Origin of the sequence: Marinobacter fuscus (assembly GCF_003007675.1) — a bacterium.
GTDB lineage: Bacteria > Pseudomonadota > Gammaproteobacteria > Pseudomonadales > Oleiphilaceae > Marinobacter > Marinobacter fuscus.
The window spans coordinates 49,320-68,961 of the sequence record NZ_PXNP01000053.1 but is presented as its reverse complement, the minus strand read 5'-3'; the positions used below and the strand labels follow the sequence as shown (position 1 = coordinate 68,961).

The 19,642-nt window shown below is 56.4% G+C and carries 18 protein-coding genes and 1 other RNA gene; 9 read left to right on the top strand and 10 right to left on the bottom strand.

Going from position 1 to position 19,642, the window contains the following annotated elements:
• Positions 1–17 precede the first annotated feature (17 nt).
• The 8 genes from C7H09_RS08525 to smpB all read right to left on the bottom strand — a co-directional run bounded on the left by C7H09_RS08525 (position 18) and on the right by smpB (position 8,029).
• On the bottom strand, positions 18–1,205 hold the full coding sequence (locus C7H09_RS08525) for a DUF4268 domain-containing protein (RefSeq protein ID WP_106762133.1): 1,188 nt from the start codon (positions 1,203–1,205) through the stop codon (positions 18–20).
• Positions 1,198–2,643, bottom strand: a complete 1,446-nt coding sequence (locus C7H09_RS08520; protein ID WP_106762132.1) for a restriction endonuclease subunit S — start codon at positions 2,641–2,643, stop codon at positions 1,198–1,200. Before C7H09_RS08520 ends, C7H09_RS08525 begins: the two co-directional genes overlap by 8 nt.
• A complete protein-coding gene (locus C7H09_RS19865) occupies positions 2,633–3,022 on the bottom strand; it encodes a hypothetical protein (protein ID WP_165794807.1) in 390 nt (129 codons plus the stop codon). Before C7H09_RS19865 ends, C7H09_RS08520 begins: the two co-directional genes overlap by 11 nt.
• Positions 3,019–3,633: a Fic/DOC family protein gene (locus C7H09_RS08510; protein ID WP_106762130.1), complete on the bottom strand. Its 615-nt coding sequence runs from the start codon at positions 3,631–3,633 to the stop codon at positions 3,019–3,021. Before C7H09_RS08510 ends, C7H09_RS19865 begins: the two co-directional genes overlap by 4 nt.
• 27 nt (positions 3,634–3,660) lie before the next feature.
• Complete coding sequence (locus tag C7H09_RS08505; protein ID WP_106762129.1) at positions 3,661–5,409, bottom strand: class I SAM-dependent DNA methyltransferase; 1,749 nt, start codon at positions 5,407–5,409, stop codon at positions 3,661–3,663.
• Between the two features lie 130 nt (positions 5,410–5,539).
• Positions 5,540–5,904, bottom strand: a transfer-messenger RNA (tmRNA) gene (gene ssrA, locus C7H09_RS08500).
• A gap of 93 nt (positions 5,905–5,997) precedes the next feature.
• Positions 5,998–7,410: a WS/DGAT/MGAT family O-acyltransferase gene (locus C7H09_RS08495; protein WP_106762128.1), complete on the bottom strand. Its 1,413-nt coding sequence runs from the start codon at positions 7,408–7,410 to the stop codon at positions 5,998–6,000.
• A 136-nt stretch (positions 7,411–7,546) separates the two neighbouring features.
• Entirely contained in the window at positions 7,547–8,029 is a 483-nt protein-coding gene (gene smpB / locus C7H09_RS08490; protein ID WP_106762127.1) for an SsrA-binding protein SmpB, read from the bottom strand.
• A gap of 179 nt (positions 8,030–8,208) precedes the next feature.
• Between smpB and C7H09_RS08480 the strand changes: the two genes are divergently transcribed.
• Genes C7H09_RS08480 through C7H09_RS08470 form a run of 3 tightly spaced genes read left to right on the top strand, consistent with a single transcriptional unit; the run spans position 8,209 to position 10,557 of the window.
• Positions 8,209–9,783 (top strand): sodium-dependent transporter, encoded by a 1,575-nt coding sequence (locus C7H09_RS08480; protein WP_106762125.1) that lies wholly within the window; start codon positions 8,209–8,211, stop codon positions 9,781–9,783.
• 50 nt (positions 9,784–9,833) lie between these two features.
• Positions 9,834–10,289, top strand: a complete 456-nt coding sequence (locus tag C7H09_RS08475) for a type II toxin-antitoxin system RatA family toxin (protein ID WP_106762124.1) — start codon at positions 9,834–9,836, stop codon at positions 10,287–10,289.
• Positions 10,279–10,557, top strand: a complete 279-nt coding sequence (locus tag C7H09_RS08470) for an RnfH family protein (protein WP_106762123.1) — start codon at positions 10,279–10,281, stop codon at positions 10,555–10,557. Before C7H09_RS08475 ends, C7H09_RS08470 begins: the two co-directional genes overlap by 11 nt.
• 3 nt (positions 10,558–10,560) lie before the next feature.
• Here C7H09_RS08470 and C7H09_RS08465 read toward each other — a convergent pair whose 3' ends face one another.
• Positions 10,561–10,893, bottom strand: coding sequence for an outer membrane protein assembly factor BamE (locus C7H09_RS08465; RefSeq protein ID WP_106762122.1), 333 nt, complete (start codon positions 10,891–10,893; stop codon positions 10,561–10,563).
• Between the two features lie 122 nt (positions 10,894–11,015).
• Here C7H09_RS08465 and fur point away from each other — a divergent pair, with 122 nt between their 5' ends.
• Entirely contained in the window at positions 11,016–11,432 is a 417-nt protein-coding gene (fur, locus tag C7H09_RS08460; protein WP_106762121.1) for a ferric iron uptake transcriptional regulator, read from the top strand.
• A gap of 63 nt (positions 11,433–11,495) precedes the next feature.
• Here fur and recN read toward each other — a convergent pair whose 3' ends face one another.
• Entirely contained in the window at positions 11,496–13,169 is a 1,674-nt protein-coding gene (gene recN, locus C7H09_RS08455) for a DNA repair protein RecN (protein ID WP_106762120.1), read from the bottom strand.
• Positions 13,170–13,373: 204 nt separating this feature from the next.
• On the opposite strand from recN, the gene grpE reads away from it, so the two are divergent.
• From grpE to carA, 5 genes are all read left to right on the top strand, one after another.
• Positions 13,374–13,985, top strand: a complete 612-nt coding sequence (gene grpE / locus C7H09_RS08450; protein WP_106762119.1) for a nucleotide exchange factor GrpE — start codon at positions 13,374–13,376, stop codon at positions 13,983–13,985.
• Positions 13,986–14,077: 92 nt separating this feature from the next.
• Positions 14,078–16,000: a molecular chaperone DnaK gene (gene dnaK, locus C7H09_RS08445; RefSeq protein ID WP_106762118.1), complete on the top strand. Its 1,923-nt coding sequence runs from the start codon at positions 14,078–14,080 to the stop codon at positions 15,998–16,000.
• A 77-nt stretch (positions 16,001–16,077) separates the two neighbouring features.
• Complete coding sequence (gene dnaJ / locus C7H09_RS08440) at positions 16,078–17,202, top strand: molecular chaperone DnaJ (protein ID WP_106762117.1); 1,125 nt, start codon at positions 16,078–16,080, stop codon at positions 17,200–17,202.
• Between the two features lie 29 nt (positions 17,203–17,231).
• Complete coding sequence (gene dapB / locus C7H09_RS08435; RefSeq protein ID WP_106762116.1) at positions 17,232–18,035, top strand: 4-hydroxy-tetrahydrodipicolinate reductase; 804 nt, start codon at positions 17,232–17,234, stop codon at positions 18,033–18,035.
• Positions 18,036–18,434: 399 nt separating this feature from the next.
• Positions 18,435–19,565, top strand: a complete 1,131-nt coding sequence (carA, locus tag C7H09_RS08430) for a glutamine-hydrolyzing carbamoyl-phosphate synthase small subunit (RefSeq protein WP_206074296.1) — start codon at positions 18,435–18,437, stop codon at positions 19,563–19,565.
• The last annotated feature ends 77 nt before the right edge of the window (positions 19,566–19,642 follow it).

Here is a 19,642-nt window from a genome sequence, read left to right as displayed (position 1 = left end):
TCAGTATAGTCAATGGCTTATGCATCGTGCTCTGTGCCCGGCTCTTTACTGAAGTTTGTTGTTTTCAGCTCCTGCCGCACTTTGTCCAGCGGCCCGCTCAGCGCTTTTTCCAGCCGGGTCATGTGCTCCACCAACCATTCGATCATCTCGGGCCAGTTGGCCTTGTTGTAGCCATCGACAGGCTTTTCATACTGGATACGGCACGCAATCTTGTCTGGTAGGGGCAGCCATACCAGTTCGTTACCAAAAGCAGTTTCAATCTGGGATTTCATGGTCTGCAGTCGGTCAAATACAAAGCGGTTTGCCTCGGCACGGCTGCTTTGCATACTTAATCCAACACGCACTTCATTTTTGCCAAAGATTAACTGGTAACCCATGCCACTGATCCCGGAGCCAGCATTTAACCAGTGATCTTTGGCTGGACTGATGTTGTTAAACAGCGAGCAGTTACTACGGCCAAAGGCCTCCAGGGTTTGTTCCCAGAAAGACAGACGCAGCGTATGCCGGCTCTTTTGTTCATTGCTGGCGCTCTTTTCCTCGGCCTCCTTGGCCATCATGCCAATCATAAAGTCCGAGGCTTCCGGCGTGGGGATGATCTGCTCCACGTTCAGGAACAGTTCGGCACCGGCCTGGTAGGGCGTGACCTTGAAGCACTGGCAGTTGACGCCAAACTGGCTCAGCCAGAGCACGGTGTTGGTGACCTCCTTGCGGTAATGGGCGGCCACCAGAATCAGGCGTTGGCTTTTCAGGGTGTTGAGTTGCACAGATTGCAGGTCGTCTGCCTGCAGGAACTCCAGCAACACGCTCTCCGCATCAGCTGGCGCGATGCCTTCGTTCTGGGCCTTCTGGTTCAGGTAGCGCTGGAAGATCTCCACCACCTGCTGCTTCTTCAGGTTGGCGCAGTAGCTGGCGTATTTGAGCGCCTGCCACACCACATCCCGTCCGCTGTCATCGAGCTTGTTTTCGATGATGACCAGATTGCCGTCCTTGTCGATGGCCAGTAAGTCCAGCCGTTCGCGAGTGTCGTCGAAGCCGTCGAACTCCTTTTGAATGATCAGCAGTTCGTCGCCGTCGCCCTGGGTCAGTGCCTGGGGGTAGTTTTCCAGCCATTCCTGCAGGTGTTTGCGTTCAGTGAACCCGAGGTCGCTGAAGCGTTTTACTTCCAGTGGACTGATGCGGTTGGCGGTGGGGTTGATTTTAAACATCTGCTGTCTCAGCTTCGTCCGCTGGATGGTGATCCACTGCAATTACAGAGGCTTCGCCTGAAAGAAGTTTCGGCAGAAGGTAGTCCCTAAGATGTTCAAGGCTCAGATTCTCTCTCTTTATGGCGTTGTATTTTTCGTGAAAAATACGCTCTTTTCGTTCAAATAAGTCTAGAACGGACTTGGAAGGCATAATTACTCTCAGCGCTCTGAGGTTCGTCTTGTTGAACTTCAGTTGAGCGCTACCGGTGACAATAGATTGGATTAAGTTTTGTCCGTGATCAGACCTAAATAGCCAAAAAAGATAGCCATCATAGTCTCCCGAAATAAGGGCCACTGCATTTGACCCTAAGGTCATGTTCTGTCTGAGCCAAGTAGGTGCTCTAAAAACAGTACCAACATCCCCGACGTTAGAGATGATCGTCTCACGTCCAAATAACTTTGATTTCGACAGGAATTCATAAGAGGCCATGTCTGTGTACTTCAGATCGGATGCGAACCCTTTGTTGAAATCGGTAGTCCTGACATAAATCACTTCGTTTTTTTCGTCGTACAGTCTCACATTCTCCTTGAGCGCCTTGAAACTGCCATTCGCTACGTAATCAGTGCTTCTACAAATATCCCCGACGGATTGCACCTCCCACCCCTCCGGAATCTCCCCCAACTCACTATCCTGCATAGCCCACGGAAACAGCTCGGCGGTGGCGCGGAGCTCGGCGTATTGCTCGGGCTGTTCGGCCTGGAGGCGGGTTAGTTCCGCTTCGCCTTTTCCGGAAATGGCCTGCATGGCGGCGAGCAGAGCGTCTTCCTCGCTGCCGCCGGCTTCCAGTGCGGCGATCTTTGCTTTGACCGGCTCGAAATCGACAAACCAGCTTTTGAAGATGGCCTGGGCCATCTGTTCGAGGGTTTGGTTGATTTTATGATTAAGCTGGATTTTGTCATCAAGGTCTTTAACGACCTTGACTATTCTTTCCTGCTCATTTCGATCAGGAATGGTTATCGACAGCTTCTTAGCGGCACCAACATTGAAGTGCTGTTGAACAGCGCCTACCAGTTGTGAATTGATCTGGTGGTTGGCTACGGAGTTAAGGTAATAGCTCAGAAAATAGGCTGACAGCCGTTGCGGGTTAACCCGCATTATGACTAAGTCTGAACAGTTGGCCTCATCTATGTAATCAGGAATCACGCAGGCTGTGCCGGGTTTCCCTGTGCGAACAACAGCAACATCTCCCGGTCGTAACATAGATTTTTTGAGCCTTTCATGGAAGCTCTCGGATATGTATTTAACATCATCCCAATCAATACGATACTCACGAATATTCTTAGATCGAAAAAAGGGAATTCCGCTATCTCGGTACTCATTGGTCATTGAGCCGACGTGGCCGACAGTGATCTCCGAGCAAAGGTCCACTAAAGAATATTCCAGCCAGTTAGCAGGCATACCCGAGCCCCCCAAGATTTTGCTTGATCGCAGTCTCCAGCCGGTCGCTCTCAGCAAACTGTCTCGAAAGGCCCTGAATCATCATTCGCTGGATCATTCGTACTCCCTCAGCGGGCAGTTGGGCAACTCCTGAGGCGACGGTATGCCTGGCAAGTGTTATAATTTCATCAATCATTTGGTTCCGGAGTCGTCCCATGGTTCGTAAAAAAAACTCAGGCAAGGTATCGGTTTCCCGCGCCAGCATTCTGCGAGCTGTTGCCAGCTCAAGCGCCATCGAGACCGGCGAACGAACCGAAGTCATTGAGAAACGTCTGAAGTCTCGCTCGCGCCGCACCAGAAAGTTAGCGTTGGCTTCCTGATTCACGATACCCCGGCTCACTGCTGCGCCTCCAGAACGTCCCGTATCAGGCGTTCAATGTATTGATAATCTCCGTCCCGCCCCGCCTGAATGGCTTTAAAGTAGAACTCCTTGTGTTCATCCCACAGGCTGTAGTCGAGAGGTTCGGCACCGGCCTTGGTGGCCATTACATCCAGTAGTAATCGCGATATCCGCCCGTTGCCCTCACGGAATGGATGAATCAGGATGAACTCCACATGCGCTTCGGCGAGGAAGGCGACGAGTTCGTCGTCACTCATCTCGGGTAGCTCAGCAAAACGCGATAGATATTGCGCTTCGTATTTCTCAGCGAGCTTTGGAATCTGTACTGGTGATGCAAACCGGATGTTCGGCTTTGACATATCAACGGTGCGAGATTGTCCTGCCCAGCTGTATACATTGCCCAGCCAGACACGATGCCACTGGCAGAGCGTCTCGAAGGTGAGCTCTTCCGGGAAATTGTCGAATACCTGGAGGTAGAGTTCTTCAAGCAGGTCGGTCTCTGCTATGTTCATTTCTTCCGGGTCGGTAATGCCGGGAAGATTGCGCAGCACCTTATTATCGGAGCCCGGTTGGTACTCACCTTCGCTACCGGTTATGTCATAACGGCTCATGGTGTTTATCTCACTTGCCGCTGATGCTTAGAGTTCATATCCCAGCCCTGCAAGATTCCGCTTGATCTCAGCCTCTAGTCGGTCACTCTCCGCAAACTGTTCCCGCAGCTGTCCGGTCAACCGCGCCATCTTCTCGGCAAACGGCTCGCCGTCGTCTTCCTGCTCCTGAGCCCCCACATAACGCCCCGGCGTCAGTACAAAGTCATGCTTCTTGATTTCATCCAGGCTGGCGGATTTGCAGAAGCCGGGAATGTCTTGATACTCCCCCTCTCCCCGACCCTCTCCCGCGAGGGGAGAGGGAGAAAATTGCTGCCAAGCGTGGAAGGTGTCAGTGATTTTGGCGATGTCGTCGTTGGTGAAATCCCTCAGCACTCGGTCGCGCATATATCCCAGATTACGAGCATCGATGAACAGGAACTCTTCCCGGCGGTCGCGCTTTTTCTCGTTGCGCACCATGCCGTTGGCTTTGTCCCGGGTCAGGAACCAGATACAGGCCGGGATCTGGGTGTTGGTAAACAGCTGGCCGGGCAGGGCGACCATGCATTCCACCAGGTCTTCTTCCACCAGGCGCTTGCGGATTTCGCCTTCGTTGTTGGTGTTGGAGCTCATGGAGCCGTTGGCTAGCAACAGGGCCATGCTACCTGTCGGTGCCAGATGGTGGATCATGTGCTGCATCCAGCCGAAGTTGGCGTTGCCCTTGGGCGGGGTGCCGTACTTCCAGCGCACGTCGTCGGCCAGGGATTCACTCCACCAGTCTTTGATGTTGAACGGCGGGTTGGCCATTACGAAGTCGGCGCGTAAGTCCGGGTGCTGGTCGTCCAGGAAGGTGTCGGCGTTTTTCTTGCCGAAGTTGAAGTCGATGCCCCGGATGGCCATGTTCATGGCGGCCAGGCGCCAGGTGGTGGGGTTGGACTCCTGGCCGTACACGGAGATGTGCTTTTTCTGCTCGCTCGCGTCGTAGTGCTGTTCGCTGGCGTGTTCTTCGATGAACTTGTCGCTGGAGACAAAGAAGCCGCCGGAGCCCATGGCCGGGTCGTATACGCGGCCGGAGTAGGGCTGCAGCATTTCGACAATCAGGGTGACGATGCTCTTGGGGGTGTAATACTGGCCGCCCTGCTTGCCTTCGGCCAGGGCGAACTGGCCCAGGAAGTATTCGTACACATGGCCGAGGATGTCTTTGCTGTGCAGGCTCAGCTTCTCGCCCTCGAACACCGGCTTGGTGAAGGAGGTGTCGGAGAAGGTGTTGATCAGGCCCAGCAGCTTGTCGTTGTCCAGCTGGTACTGGCTGATGCGGTTGAGGATGCCCTTGAGCTTGGCGTTACTTTTCTCGATTTCTTCCAGGGCGTTGTCGATCAGCCAGGACACGGAGCGCAGCTTAACGTCGTTACCGGCGTCGTCCTGCCAGAGTACGGTGCCCACAGGCAGCACGGCTTTTTCTTTCAGGGTGCTCCAGCGGGCCGGTTTGGGTACCCAGAACACGTTGGCTTCGCGGTAGTAATCCAGTATTTCCAGCTCTTCGAGCAGGGCTTGCTGGTAGTCCTCGTCGCCGTCGTAGTCTTCCGGCGGCAGGTAGTAGATGTCGTCGTTCTCATCCTTGAACCGCTCCAGCAATTCTGCCTGGCGCTCCTCGAAGGCATCGGAGACGTATTTCAGGAAGATCAGGCCCAGCACCACGTGCTTGTAGTTGGCGGCATCCAGGTTGGCGCGGAGCTTGTCGGCGGCTTTCCAGAGCTTGTCGTCCAGGGCTTTGAGGAATTGCTGTTCCGTGTTGTTCATTGGCCGAAGTTCTCTTCTATTGTCGTAGTGACTGGCGTGTATGGTGCCCGGAGCATGCGACAATTCGTGGCGCCAATTAACGCATGACCATAAAAAAAGCCCCTGAAATCAGGGGCTTTTTTCTGCAAGGTGGTGGAGACGGCGGGAATTGAACCCGCGTCCGCCAGCACTAGGCCTTGAGGTCTACATGCTTAGTGTCCTTCTATTAATTTAACCTCAAGCGACCCGAAGGTCAGGGTGCAAGAGGCGAGCTCTTTAATCTTAGCCGAACACCAGTGAGCTCTGATGAACGGAGCATCCTATAAGCGATGACGTCCTGGGATGTTGCTACTGAGTTATAGGCGCCTCAGCCAGGACGACTGAGCGGCTTACGCCGCCAGTGCGTAGTTTTCGTCGTTTGCGACTATTGCGTTGCAGCTTTGGATTTACGAGATTGGCTGCCATCTCGGCATGCACCCAAGGGTTCGTCACCAGCGTCGAAGCCATGTCGTCCCCTTGTTGCTTCAGTATATGTGTCCGGATTGCCGAACTTCAAGGGCTGTTTGCAATTGCGGGCGACTATTTATACCTATCGCCCGGTATTTCCACTCAGGAAGCCTGCCGAACCTGTTCTTCCTGTGCCATGGCGGCCCGGTAGAGCTGTTCGAAACTGTCCCGGAAATAATGCATCACCGCTTCCGGGTCGGCCTGTATGCCTTTGTCCACGGTGATGCCAAATTGCACGGTGCCCGCGTAGCTGAAAATGCTCATGCCTATGCCGATGTTGCCACTCTGGGGCACCCAGAACATGGGTTGCACCAGTTTGCTACCGGCCAGATACACGGGATGACGGGGGCCGGGTACGTTGGTGAGTACGGCGGTAGCCTTGTTGCTTAACAGCTTCAGGGCGCGGCGCTCCAGGATATCCGGGCCGCGGCCGAACAGATCGAGCAGGCTGTAGGTTACCTGGGCCTGGTAAGAGCGCTTCAGGCGATCCATATTTTCCTGAACCTGCCGGAAGCGCATGACCGGGTCGTAGACGTCAATCGGAAGGCCCACCAAAACCAGACCAAACTGGTTGCCCAGGGTTTCGATGGGCTGATTCAGTGGCCGCAGGTTAAAGGGCACGGCCACCCGGATGCCGCATTCCGGGATGTGTTGGCCGTGCTCAACAAAATGTCGGGTCAGGGCGCCTGAGGCGGCGCAGAGCAAAGCGTCGTTGACGGTACCGCCGAGCGCCTTGGCACAGGCTTTTACCTTGTCCAGTTCCAATGGCTCTGCCCAGGCCACCCGTTTGCGGCCCAGCAGTTGGCTTTTCAGGCTGGTTTTTGGTTCAAACGGTGCCAGGCCCAGTTTGGCCAGATCCATGGCAACATCGGCGGCCGTGCCCGCCAGCTTCAGCGGGTAGCTGGGGTCTTTGCGTACTGCCTCCGCCAGCACGCCGGTTTGCTCCCAGGCGGCCTGGGCACTGTCGACTACCCGGTTCAAAAAGGCGCTGTAAAAAGGCACTTTAGGTTTGGCGGGCGCGGGCTTCTGAGCCAGCCGTTCGAGCTTGGGTTCCGGGGTGTTGTCGGTCAGCGAAAGCAGCACCCTGACCAGCGAAATGCCATCGGCAATGCAGTGGTGAATCCGGATCAACAGGGCACAGCCACCCTGGTAATTGTCAATGTAATGCAGTTGCCAGAGTGGTCGGCGAAAATCGAGGGAGGTGCTGTTCAAATCGCTGGTGAGGGCCTGGAGTTCTGTTTTGCCCGCTTTGCCGGGCAGGGCGATGGTGTGCAGATGGTTATCGAGATCAAACAGTGGGTCGTCTTCCCAGTACAGTTTGTCACGCTTCTCGGTAACCCGTTGGCGAAAACGGCGGAATTTGAGAAAGCGTTCTTCCAGAGTGCGCTTGAGGCGTTTGATGGGGATGGGCTGATCGAACGCCAGTACCGCGGAAATCATCATCGGATTTTCCGGGGTGTCCATACGCAACCAGGATCGATCCACCGATGACATTGGGGTTCGTTTGGGTAACATAAGCCCTCCGTTAGCTTTGCACCTGAACCGGGCCACAGGTACTGCTTCAGGGCCGGATGCCGAAAAAGAGCTTTTCAGTATAGGAGGCCTGGTCGCATCCGCAAAGAGGGTGAAGATGCGACACAGAATCGGTGAATCAGGATTGGGCTTCGCGCATGATCCGCTGCTTCTGGCGGTTCCAGTCCCGCTCCTTTTCCGTCGCCCGTTTGTCGAACAGCTTCTTGCCTTTCACCAGGGCGATCTCACATTTCACCCGGTTTTTCTTCCAGTACAGGGCTAATGGAATGCAGGTGTGCCCAGCCTGGTTGACCTGACCGACAATTTTGGCGATTTCCTTGGCGTGCAGCAGCAGCTTGCGGGTGCGGGTAGGGTCGGCAATCACGTGGGTAGATGCGGTGTTCAGCGGTGTGATGTGTGCGCCCAGTAACCAGGCTTCCCCGTCTTTCAGCAGCACGTAGGCGTCTACCAGCTGGGCTTTGCCGGCCCGCAGAGATTTTACTTCCCAGCCCAGCAGCGCCAGGCCCGCCTCGAAGCGCTCTTCAATATGGTATTCGTGTTTTGCCTTCTTGTTCAGGGCGATGGTGTTACTGGTTGGCCCTTTTGCTTTCTTCTTGCTCATGAATCCTGTCCGGAATCGGAAGAATGGTGGTGCCAGCCAAGTGTTCGAGGCCAGCAAAAGGCGCATTGTAGCCCAGGAGCTGGATGGCGGTCACGGATTCATCAGAGAATGGCGTTTTGGCTCGTTCCCGGGGCCGGGGTTCGGCTACAATGCCGGGTTTATACTGGCCAGGGGCAAAAATGCTGCGTAAGTACCAGACTCCAACCGGGTCCTTCACCCGTAAATCGACATTTTTCTGGGCTTCTGTGGGCGCCACGGTTGGCCTGGCGAACCTATGGCAGTTTCCCTACATCGTCAGCACCCATGGTGGTGGTCTGTTTATTCTGATCTATCTGGCGTGCCTGCTGCTGGTGACCTTACCGTTAATGGTGGCCGAGGCAGCACTGGGGCGCCATGCACGGCATGGCATCGTGTTGACGATGGCGGGAATGGTAAAGAACGCCGGTTGCCCGCCATTCTGGCGTGCAGCCGGGCCGCTGAGTGTGCTGGCGGCATTTCTGGTGCTCTCCTTCACGGTGGTGTTCGGCGGTATTGTTCTGGCCTATACCTTTTTTGGTGCTTTCGGGCGCTTCGATGGCCTGTCCATGGTGTCTGCGGCCAACCTGCTAACCGATTTTGTTTCCGATCCAAACCATTATCGACCGTTCATGGCCTGGCATGCCTTGTTCCTGCTGCTGGCGCTGGCTGTGTCGGCCCAGGGTGTGGCTGCCGGCCTTGAGCGTGCGGTTCGGATTATCGTTCCGGCCACGCTGGTGTTGCTGCTGCTTCTTTTCGCGCTGTTCGTGCACTTTGGCAGCCTGGCCCCGGGCATCAGCAAACTGCTGGTAATGCGGCCGGAGCAGGTAAGCCTGGCCAGTGTTAAGGCGGCGTTGTTTCACGCATTTTATACTCTCGGGTTCGGTATGGGAGTCTGGGCGGTTTTCGGCGCCTACTCAACCGGGCATACCCGGCTCAAACGCTCAGTGCTGGCGGTGGTTCTGGTTGACACGCTGGTGGCGATTATTGCGGGGCTTATGCTCTTTTCTGTGGTGAATGGCAGTATCATGGATGGCGAACGGGGCTTCAGCCTGCTGTTTGTCTCTTTGCCGGTGGCGCTGGCGGGAGTGCCGTTCAGCCAGGTGTTTATTGCATTGGCGTTTTTGCTGATCGTCATGATCGTTTGGGCAACTACTCTTTCGTTGCTGGAGCCCGTTGTTGGGTGGTTCCGTGAGTGGACAGGTGCGCCCAGAGGCTGGTCCGTGGTCTTCGTCGGTAGCGCTGTCTGGCTTGCGGGGCTGGCGTCGCTATTTTCATTCAATCTCTGGGCGAACTACCGGCCCGGGGGCGCTACGCTCTTCCGCTGGCTTGAGTTGGTCGCGGGTGGCATTCTGGTGCCCGCCGTTGCTGTGCTTCTGGCAACCTTTTTCGGCTGGTGTCTGACACGGCGCTACGCCACTCTGATTCTGGGCGCCGCGCCTTATTTTTTCAGAAAGCTCTGGTTCTGGGTTATGCGCCTGGTTTTGCCGGTGGTGGCGGCGTGGGTGGGCATGCAGTATACCTTTGTGTCGTTAGCCAACCTTTGCGATAACGCCAGTTCGGCGTTCTGGTGCGTGCCCGAAGAGCAGGCGGTACCGCCGTCGCAGCCCGAAGACCCTGATGCGTCCGCAGCCCGGCCTGTCAGGGTAACGCCTGAGCGGGGTGAACTCGACCAGGGTCAAGAGCCAGCTTCAGAAAGCGCGCCAAAGCAGCCTGATATCCTTTATCATAGTGTCTGACGTCCCGCAGAGCGGGTGATGTACGATGTCATGCAGGAATACCGGTTTACATGCCCCATCAGATTGATAAAACCGCATTGGTAATGCACTCGGCAGAACGAATGTTTCACCTTGTGAACGACATTGCCCGGTACCCCGAATTTTTGCCCTGGTGTTCGGGTGCGGAAATACACCAGCAAAGTGAGGCTGAAATCACGGCTTCGCTGGATATTGCCAAGGGTGGTGTGCGGCATCGTCTGACCACCCAGAATCAGTTGCTGGTGCCGGAGGCGATAGAAATGAAGCTGGTGGACGGGCCCCTGAGAAACCTGTCTGGTCGCTGGCACTTCAGGGCGTTGAACGAACAGGCTTGTAAAGTCATTCTGACCCTGGAGTTTGAGTTCGCCAGCTCGCTTTCCCGAATGACGTTCGGGCCGGTGTTTAATCAGGCTGCCAACACCATGGTTGATGCTTTCTGTCGTCGGGCGGATCAGGTCTATAACGGAGTGCTTGCCAATGGAAGTTGAGGTTGCTTTTGCCCGGCCTGACAAACAGCAAATAGTGCTGGTATCTGTTCCTCCGGGCACTACGGCCATTGAAGCTGTCCGGCTGTCCCGTATCGATCAGCTCTTTCCGGAAATTGATGTTGATAACATCGATATGGGGGTGTTCGGTAAAGTAATAAAAGTGCCTGCGGAGCATGTTCTTCGGGAGGGGGACCGCGTCGAGCTCTATCGCCCGCTGAAGATAGACCCCAAGCAGGCGCGAGCTAACCGGGCCAGGAAGAAAGCCTGACCTTTAATAGGCGGGTGTCTCTTCCAGTAATTGCGCTTCGTAATGGCTAAAGAGATCGTTATCGTAGTAAACGATGATCCGTTGCTCCCGGATTTCCCGCCCCTTACGCTGGAAGGTATACACGTAGTACTCCCGTGACGGATCTACCGGGTTCAGCATCAGAGGTGAGCCCAGCAGCGCATGTACCTGGCGGCGCGGCATGCCTTCGGCGAGTGCCGTCAACTCCTCATCCGTAACGATATTACCCTGTTGAACGTTGATTTTGTAAACGCCCGGAAACGCACAGCCGGACAAGAATATAATGCCAATAAGAACGATAGCGGGGAGCTTTTGCATCGCCGGGGGAAATCCTCTATCTTGAAGTCGCCTGCAAAGCGCAGGATTGAAACGGCTGGCCCGTTATAAAGCGGCTTCATAATACCGGAAGCTGTCAGGCACACCAAAGAGCGAATGGTAACATGTCATCTGAGAACACCGAATTACGAAAAGTCGGTTTGAAGGTTACTCTCCCGCGAGTAAAAATCTTTAACATTCTTGAAAACGCTGAGGAGCATCACCTTAGTGCTGAAGATGTGTACAAAAAGTTGTTGGATCAGGGGGATGACGTTGGGCTGGCAACCGTTTACCGGGTGTTAACCCAGTTTGAGGCGGCTGGCCTTGTGTTGCGCCACAACTTTGAGGGTGGTCATGCGGTGTTTGAGATGGCGGGTGAAGATCACCACGACCATATGGTTTGTACCCAAACCGGCGAAGTGATCGAGTTTGTGGACGAAATCATTGAAGAGCGGCAGCAGAAAATTGCAGCGGAACACGGCTACGAGATCGTGGATCACAGCCTGACGCTGTATGTGAAACCGCTGAAATCCGACAAGTAAGTTCAGAAAAGAAAAAGGGGCCAGCAGTTTGCTGGCCCGACAACTCGCTCAAGCGAGAGGGGGTTAGTGATGGGTTGCTTGGCCTTTCACAAACATTTCTCTGGCATGGGCGATTGTCTGCTCGGTCATGTCTACGCCGCCCAGCATTCTGGCCACCTCACTGATTCGACCATGGTCATCCAGTGTTTTGATGGTTGAGAAGGTGGCGTCCTCGCGGGTGAACTTGCTGACAAACAGGTGTTGATGGCATTGCGCTGCGACCTGCGGCAAGTGGGTAACGCAGAGGATCTGCCCTTGTTCACCGAGCGCTCGCAACAGTTTGCCCACCACTTCTGCGGTACCGCCTCCGATACCCACATCGACTTCATCGAACACCAGCGTTGGTGTTGTGGAGGTTTGTGCCACCACGACCTGAATAGCCAGACTGATCCGGGAAAGCTCACCACCGGAGGCCACTTTGGCCAGTGAGCGTGCCGGTTGGCCGGGGTTTGCGCTTACCAGAAATTCGATATCTTCCATGCCGTGGGGTGCGGGCTCATCGTTCCTGCCAAGGTGGCTGACAAACTGCACCGAGGGCATGCTCAGCTGGGCCAGTTCCCGGGCCACGCGCTGATCCAGCTCAATGGCGGCGGCCTGGCGTTTGTCGGTCAGTTCGGCGGCCAGTGTGTCGAAACTGGCCCGTAACTCCGCCAGTTCGGCTTCCAACTGTTCGAGGCTGCCAGCGCCGCCATCGAGTTCTGCAAGTTCGGCGCTCAGCTGTTGATGAAGCCCCGGTAGCTCTTCGGGCGAAACCCGATGCTTGCGGGCCATCTGAAAAACAGCGCTCAGTCGTTCCTCAACCTCGGCCAGCCGCGCTGGGTCTGCTTCATAGTCGTCAACGAAACGGCGAAGATTGTCGCCCGCTTCGGAAATCTGGATGTAGGCGTCGTTGAGCATGCCGAGGGTGTCGGACAATGCCGGAACTTCCGTTGGTAACTGCTCCAGTTGCTGCAGTGCCTGGCGCACCAGGCTGGCTGCCGATGTGTCGTCTTCCGTGCATAGCTGTGCCGCCAGGTGGCTGCTGTGCAATACGGTATCGGCCTGGCTCAGCTGTGCCTGTTCGGCTTCCAGTACTTCTTGTTCGCCGTCCGCCAGCCCGAGCTTGTCCAGCTCTTCTACCTGATAGCGCAGAAGTTGCAGGCGCGCTTCGGTTTCGTCGGCGTTCTGCTGGCGTTGCTCCAGCTTCTTCTTTGCCTGGCTCCAAGCGCGCCAAGCCTGAGCGGTCGACTCCGCCAGGGGCAGTGCGCCGGCAAACTCGTCCAGCAGTTTTCTGTGGGTGTCTTTGTGCAATAACGACTGGTGTTGATGTTGGCTGTGAATGTCCATCAGCATGCCGCCCAGTTCTTTCAGTTGGGAAAGCGGGCAGGGCTGGCCGTTAATGAAGGCTTTGGAGCGGCCGTCTTTACGAATAGTGCGGCGCAGAATGCAGTCGGCTTTTTCGTCCAGTTCGCGGGCCTCCAACCAGGCCCTGGCTTCCGGAATGCGGGCAATATCGAAACTGGCGGTAATATCAGCGCGGGGTGCGCCATGGCGAACAGCTCCGGCGTCTGCCCGGCCGCCCATGGCCAAGCCGAGTGCATCAAGAACAATGGACTTTCCGGCGCCGGTCTCACCGGTGAGGGCTGTCATGCCCCGATGGAAGTTAAGCTCAACCCGTTCTGCGATGGCGTAATTGGTAACAATGAGTTGTGTGAGCATGTGTTGACCTCCGCTCCGGTTCAGTGCTGCCGTTGTTCGTGACCTGTTGTTTTATACAGTGGCTGTGAATATATACAGTGTTTTTGTCAGTTGCAAATCTGGATGTAAAAAACACAAAAGAATCTGGGGTTGGTGGTTGAAACCCCCTGAGTGGTCCCCATATTTGTCGGCAAAGTGAGTGATTCGAGCCTTTGAGGAGTTGTCATGAGTGCGGACGATAAGCGCAATGAGCAGGTAGACGAGCGCAACGAAGCTTTCGAAGCGGCGGACGAGGCGATGGCGGGTGACGAGCAGGCCGCGCCGGAACAGCCCGTCGGGGAAGATTCGGAAGCCGATGCCTTGCAGGCGAAGTTGCAGGAGTATCAGGAACAGGCGCTGAGAGCTCAGGCCGAGATGCAGAACGTACGTCGCCGGGCGGAAATCGACGTTGAAAAGGCGCACAAGTTCGCGCTTGAGAAGTTTGTAAAAGAGCTGCTGCCGGTGGCTGACAGTCTGGAAAAAGCGGTTGAGAGCACCGAAGGCCAGGAGCAGGCCGGCGATGTGGTCAAGTCTATCCGTGAAGGCGTGGAAATGACCCTGAGTCTGTTTTTGAGCAGCCTTAAAAAATTCAATGTCGAGCAGTTGAACCCGGTGGGTGAGCCGTTCGATCCCCAGCATCACGAGGCGATGTCAATGGTTCCGGCGCCGGATGCCGAACCCAACAGCGTCGTGGCGGTTATTCAGAAGGGTTACTTGCTGAACAGCCGCGTTGTGCGCCCTGCCATGGTGGTGGTAGCCAAGGCAGAAGATGCACCAAAAATCGACGAGCAGGCTTGAAAAGCTGGCCAAAGCGCCAATATAGCGAGTAAACAGCGACCGCCGGAATAACCGGCTTCCGGAACAGAATTCAGCAAGATTGGAGTGAATCGATGAGCAAAATTATTGGTATCGACCTGGGAACAACAAACTCTTGTGTGGCCATCATGGATGGCGACAAGGTGAAAGTGATCGAGAACGCCGAGGGTGATCGCACCACCCCGTCGATCATCGCGTACACCGACGACAACGAAACTCTGGTTGGCCCCTCGGCCAAGCGCCAGGCGGTCACCAACCCGAGCAACACCCTGTACGCCATCAAGCGTCTGATTGGTCGTCGCTTTGAAGACGATGTTGTTCAGAAAGACATCAAGATGGTGCCCTACAAGATCGCCAAAGCAGATAACGGTGACGCCTGGGTAGAAGTCAAAGGCCAGAAGATGGCACCGCCGCAGGTGTCTGCAGAAGTTCTGAAGAAAATGAAGAAGACTGCAGAAGATTACCTGGGCGAGAAAGTGACCGAAGCGGTTATCACTGTTCCGGCCTACTTCAACGACTCCCAGCGTCAGGCCACCAAGGATGCGGGCCGCATCGCAGGCCTGGAAGTGAAGCGGATCATCAACGAGCCGACCGCCGCTGCCCTGGCTTATGGCCTGGACAAGAAGAGCGGTGACCGCACCGTAGCGGTATACGACTTGGGTGGTGGTACCTTCGACCTGTCCATCATCGAGATTGCTGACGTTGACGGCGAGCACCAGTTTGAAGTTCTGGCCACCAACGGTGACACCTTCCTGGGTGGTGAAGACTTCGACCTGAAAGTGATCGAATACCTGGCGGACCAGTTCAAGAAAGACAGCGGCATCGACCTGCGTGGCGACTCCCTGGCGATGCAGCGTCTGAAAGAGGCCGGAGAGAAGGCCAAGATTGAACTGTCCAGCAGCCAGCAGACCGACGTTAACCTGCCGTACATCACGGCCGACGCGTCTGGCCCCAAGCATATGAACGTGAAGCTGACCCGCGCCAAGCTGGAGTCACTGGTAGAGGATCTGGTTCAGCGCAGCCTCGAGCCCTGTAAAGTGGCGTTGCAGGATGCCGGTATGAAGGCCAGTGAAATCGATGAGGTGATTCTGGTCGGTGGTCAGACCCGTATGCCGCTGGTACAGGAAAAGGTAAAAGAGTTCTTCGGCAAAGAGGCCCGTAAGGACGTAAACCCGGACGAAGCTGTGGCCATGGGTGCGGCTATTCAGGCAGCGGTTCTGTCGGGCGACGTGAAAGACGTTCTGCTGCTGGACGTAACCCCGCTGACCCTGGGTATCGAAACCATGGGTGGCGTGGCAACGCCGCTGATCGAGAAGAACACCACGATTCCGACCAAAAAGTCGCAAACCTTCTCTACCGCGGAAGATAACCAGACAGCGGTCACCATTCACGTGGTGCAGGGTGAGCGCAAACAGGCGACACAGAACAAGTCTCTGGGGCGTTTCGATCTGGCCGATATTCCGCCGGCGCCGCGTGGTGTGCCGCAGGTTGAAGTGACCTTCGACATCGACGCCAACGGTATTCTGAACGTGTCGGCCAAAGACAAGGCGACCGGTAAAGAGCAGTCGATCGTTATCAAGGCGTCTTCCGGCCTGAACGACGATGAAATCGAGAAGATGGTGCGCGACGCCGAGGCTAACGCTGAGGAAGATCGCAAGTTCGAAGAGCTGGTGCAGGCTCGTAACCAGGGCGATGCCATGGTTCACGCGGTACGCAAGACTCTGACTGAGGCCGGTGACAAGGTTACCGACAGCGAGAAAGAGTCCATCGAAGCGGCCATCAAAGACCTGGAAGAGGCGTTGGAAGGTTCCGACAAGGAAGCCATCGAAGCCAAAACCCAGAAGCTGACCGAAGTGTCGTCCGAGCTGGCTCAGAAGATGTATGCCGACCAGGCAGACGCCCAGCAGGCCGGTGGCCAGGACGATGCTCAGGCGCAGAGTGCTGACGACGCCGTTGATGCCGAGTTTGAAGAAGTCAAAGACGACGACAAGAAGTAATTCTCAGTAACTCAAGCAGTTGGGAAAACGCGGGCCGGTCTCGCGTTTTCCTTGTTATACCAACAGGGTTTTGAAGCATGGCCAAGCGCGATTATTACGAAGTGCTCGGGGTATCCCGGGAAGCGGACGAGAAGGAAATAAAGCGAGCTTATCGGAAGCTTGCGATGAAGTACCACCCGGACCGTAACCCGGACGATAAAGACGCCGACAGCAAGTTCAAAGAAGCCACTGAAGCCTACGAGATTCTGGCGGACTCCAGCAAGCGCGCGGCCTACGACCAGTTCGGCCATGCCGGTGTGGATGGCCAGGCCGGTGGTGGCTTTGGCGGTGGAGGCAGCTTCTCCGACATCTTCGGTGACGTGTTTGGCGACATCTTCGGCGGTGGCGGTGGCCGGGGGCGCAATACCCGCGGAGCCGACCTCCGTTATACCCTGGAGCTCGACCTGGAAGAGGCGGTCAAAGGCAAAACCGTCAAGATCAATATCCCTGGCCACAAAGAGTGTGACACCTGCGAAGGCAGCGGCGCTGAAAAAGGCTCCCGGCCCGAAACCTGTGGCACGTGCCAGGGTATGGGCCAGGTGCGCATGCAGCAGGGCTTCTTCACCGTACAGCAGGCCTGCCCGACCTGTCGTGGCTCGGGCCAGATCATCAAGAATCCCTGTAAATCCTGCCACGGCCAGGGCAGGGTAAGGCAGGAAAAAACCCTGTCGGTGAAAGTCCCGCCTGGAGTGGATACCGGCGACCGCATCCGTTTGTCCGGAGAGGGCGAAATGGGCGTCGACGGAGGGCCTCCCGGCGACCTGTACGTGCAGATTGCGGTGCGAGAGCATTCCATCTTCACCCGGGACGGTCGCAACCTGTACTGCGAAGTGCCCATCAGCATCGTTGATGCCACCCTGGGCGGCGAGCTGGAAGTGCCGACCCTCGATGGCCGCGTTAAACTCAAGATCCCGCCGGAAACCCAGACCGGCAAACTGTTCCGACTGCGCAACAAAGGCGTAAGCCCGGTGCGCGGCGGTGCCGCGGGCGATTTATTGTGCCGTGCCATTGTTGAAACGCCGGTTAACCTGACCAAGCGCCAGAAAGAGTTGCTGGAAGAGTTCCAGAAAACCCTCGACGGCAACAACGGCACCCATCACGCCCCCAAGAAAACCTCCTGGTTTGAGGGTGTGAAGAGCTTCTTCGACGAAATGAAATTCTGATCAGCCGCGCCAGACACGGGAATGAGAACATGAGAGTAGCAATCATCGGCGCCGCCGGGCGCATGGGCAAAGTGCTGATCGAAGCCGTCGACGGCACCGAAGGCTTGGAATTGGGCGCCGCCATAGTCGAGCCGGGCAGCAGCCTGATCGGCGCCGATGCCGGAGAAATGAGCTCGGTCGGGAAAACCGGCGTGCTCATGGCTGGCAGTCTGGAGGACGTAACAGATGATTTCGACGTACTCGTCGACTTCACCTTCCCTGATCTCACCCTCGAAAACGCACGCTTTTGCGCCGCCAACGGCAAAATGCTGGTGGTGGGTACCACCGGCCTGACCGACGCCGAAAAAGAGCAGCTGGCACTGGCGGCTGAATCCACGCCCGTCGTGTTTGCGCCCAACATGAGCGTTGGCGTCAACGTCGTCCTCAACCTGCTCCGCACGGCGGCAGCAACCCTGGGTGACGACTACGACGTGGAAATCATCGAAGCCCACCACCGCCACAAAAAAGACGCGCCCTCCGGCACTGCCCTGCGCATGGGCGAGGTTGTCGCCGATGCCCTGGGTCGCGATCTGAAAGAATGCGCGGTCTACGGCCGAGAAGGCTTCACCGGTGAACGTACCCGCAAAGAAATCGGCTTCGAAACCATCCGCGCCGGCGACGTGGTGGGTGACCACACCGTACTGTTCGCCACCGAAGGCGAGCGCATTGAAGTCACCCACAAGGCCAGCAGCCGAATGACCTTCGCCAAAGGCGCGATGCGTGCAGCCTTATGGCTGAAGGGCAAGCCCGCCGGTTTGTATGATATGCAGGATGTGTTAGGGCTGAAAAGCTGATCTTTTTTGTGGAGGGGCGCGGAAAGTCAAAGGGCTGCTTTTTCGTGATGGGTAATTTTGCGGTTAGCTCGTAGGGCGAAGGCATGGGTTCCCCTTCCGAAAATTTTGAAGGCCATGGATGGCCTGAAAGAAGCGCACATGGATGTGCTCGTAGCGGTTTTCGGAAGGGGAACCCATGCCTTCGGCCGGACTATAGGCTTAGCTCAACCTTGAATTCCTCGTGGACAAAAATCGCCGAAATAGTTTACAATATGGCGATTTGACTGCACCAAGCGTACCTTTGAAAAGTTTATAAAAGCGGGACCGGGTTTTACCTCGTCTCGCTTTTTTGCAACCTGAGATTATGCGCTTGCGTTCCTGTTCGTGACGAACTTACGCCACTCGATGAGGATACAAGCCTTGAGCACACCAGCAATCCTTGCACTCGCAGACGGAAGCCTCTTCCACGGCACCGCCATCGGCGCAGACGGAGAAACCAGCGGCGAGGTGGTCTTCAACACCGCCATGACCGGCTATCAGGAAATCCTGACCGACCCGTCCTACTCGCGCCAGATCGTCACCCTGACATACCCGCACATCGGAAACACCGGAATCAACGAAGAAGACATTGAATCCGACCGCGTGCACGCCGCTGGCCTGATCATCCGCGACCTCCCCCTGCTGGCCTCAAACTGGCGAAGCAAAGGTAGTTTGAGTGACTACCTGAAGAACAACAACATCGTTGGCATTGCCGACATTGATACCCGTCGGCTCACCCGCATCTTGCGCGACAAAGGCTCCCAGAACGGCGCCATCGTAACCGGCGAAAACGCAACCCCGGAACGCGCTCTCGAACTGGCAAAAGCCTTTCCCGGCCTGAAGGGCATGGACCTGGCAAAAGTTGTCAGCTGCGAAAAGCCTTACCAGTGGAGCCAGGCCGAGTGGGATCTCGACAGTGGCTACGCGGAGCGCAGCGACGCCCGCTTCAAGGTTGTCGCCTGGGATTACGGCGTCAAGTACAACATCCTTCGGATGCTGGCTGCCCGTGGTTGCGACATCACCGTCGTGCCGGCTCAGACACCGGCTGCCGAGGTGCTGGCGATGAACCCGGATGGCATCTTCCTGTCTAACGGCCCTGGTGATCCCGAGCCCTGTGACTACGCCATCAAAGCCATCCAGGACGTTCTGGAAACCGACATCCCGGTGTTCGGCATCTGCCTCGGCCACCAGTTGCTGGCGCTGGCCAGCGGTGCTAAAACCATGAAAATGGGCCATGGCCACCACGGCGCCAACCATCCGGTGCAGGATATCGGCAAAGGCACCGTGATGATTACCAGTCAGAACCACGGATTTGCCGTGGACGAGGCGACCTTGCCCGCCAATGTTCAGGCCACCCACAAGTCCCTGTTCGATGGCACGCTCCAGGGCCTGCGGCGCACCGACAAATCCGCCTACAGTTTCCAGGGCCACCCTGAAGCCAGCCCGGGCCCGCACGATGTGGCACCACTGTTTGACGAGTTTATCCAGTTGATGGAAGCGCGCTCCGCCTGAAGCAGAGCCCGCCACGGATAACTCACCGGCGCCCAGAGTGCGCTGCCAGAATTCAAAAGTTGCTGACAGGTTTACCA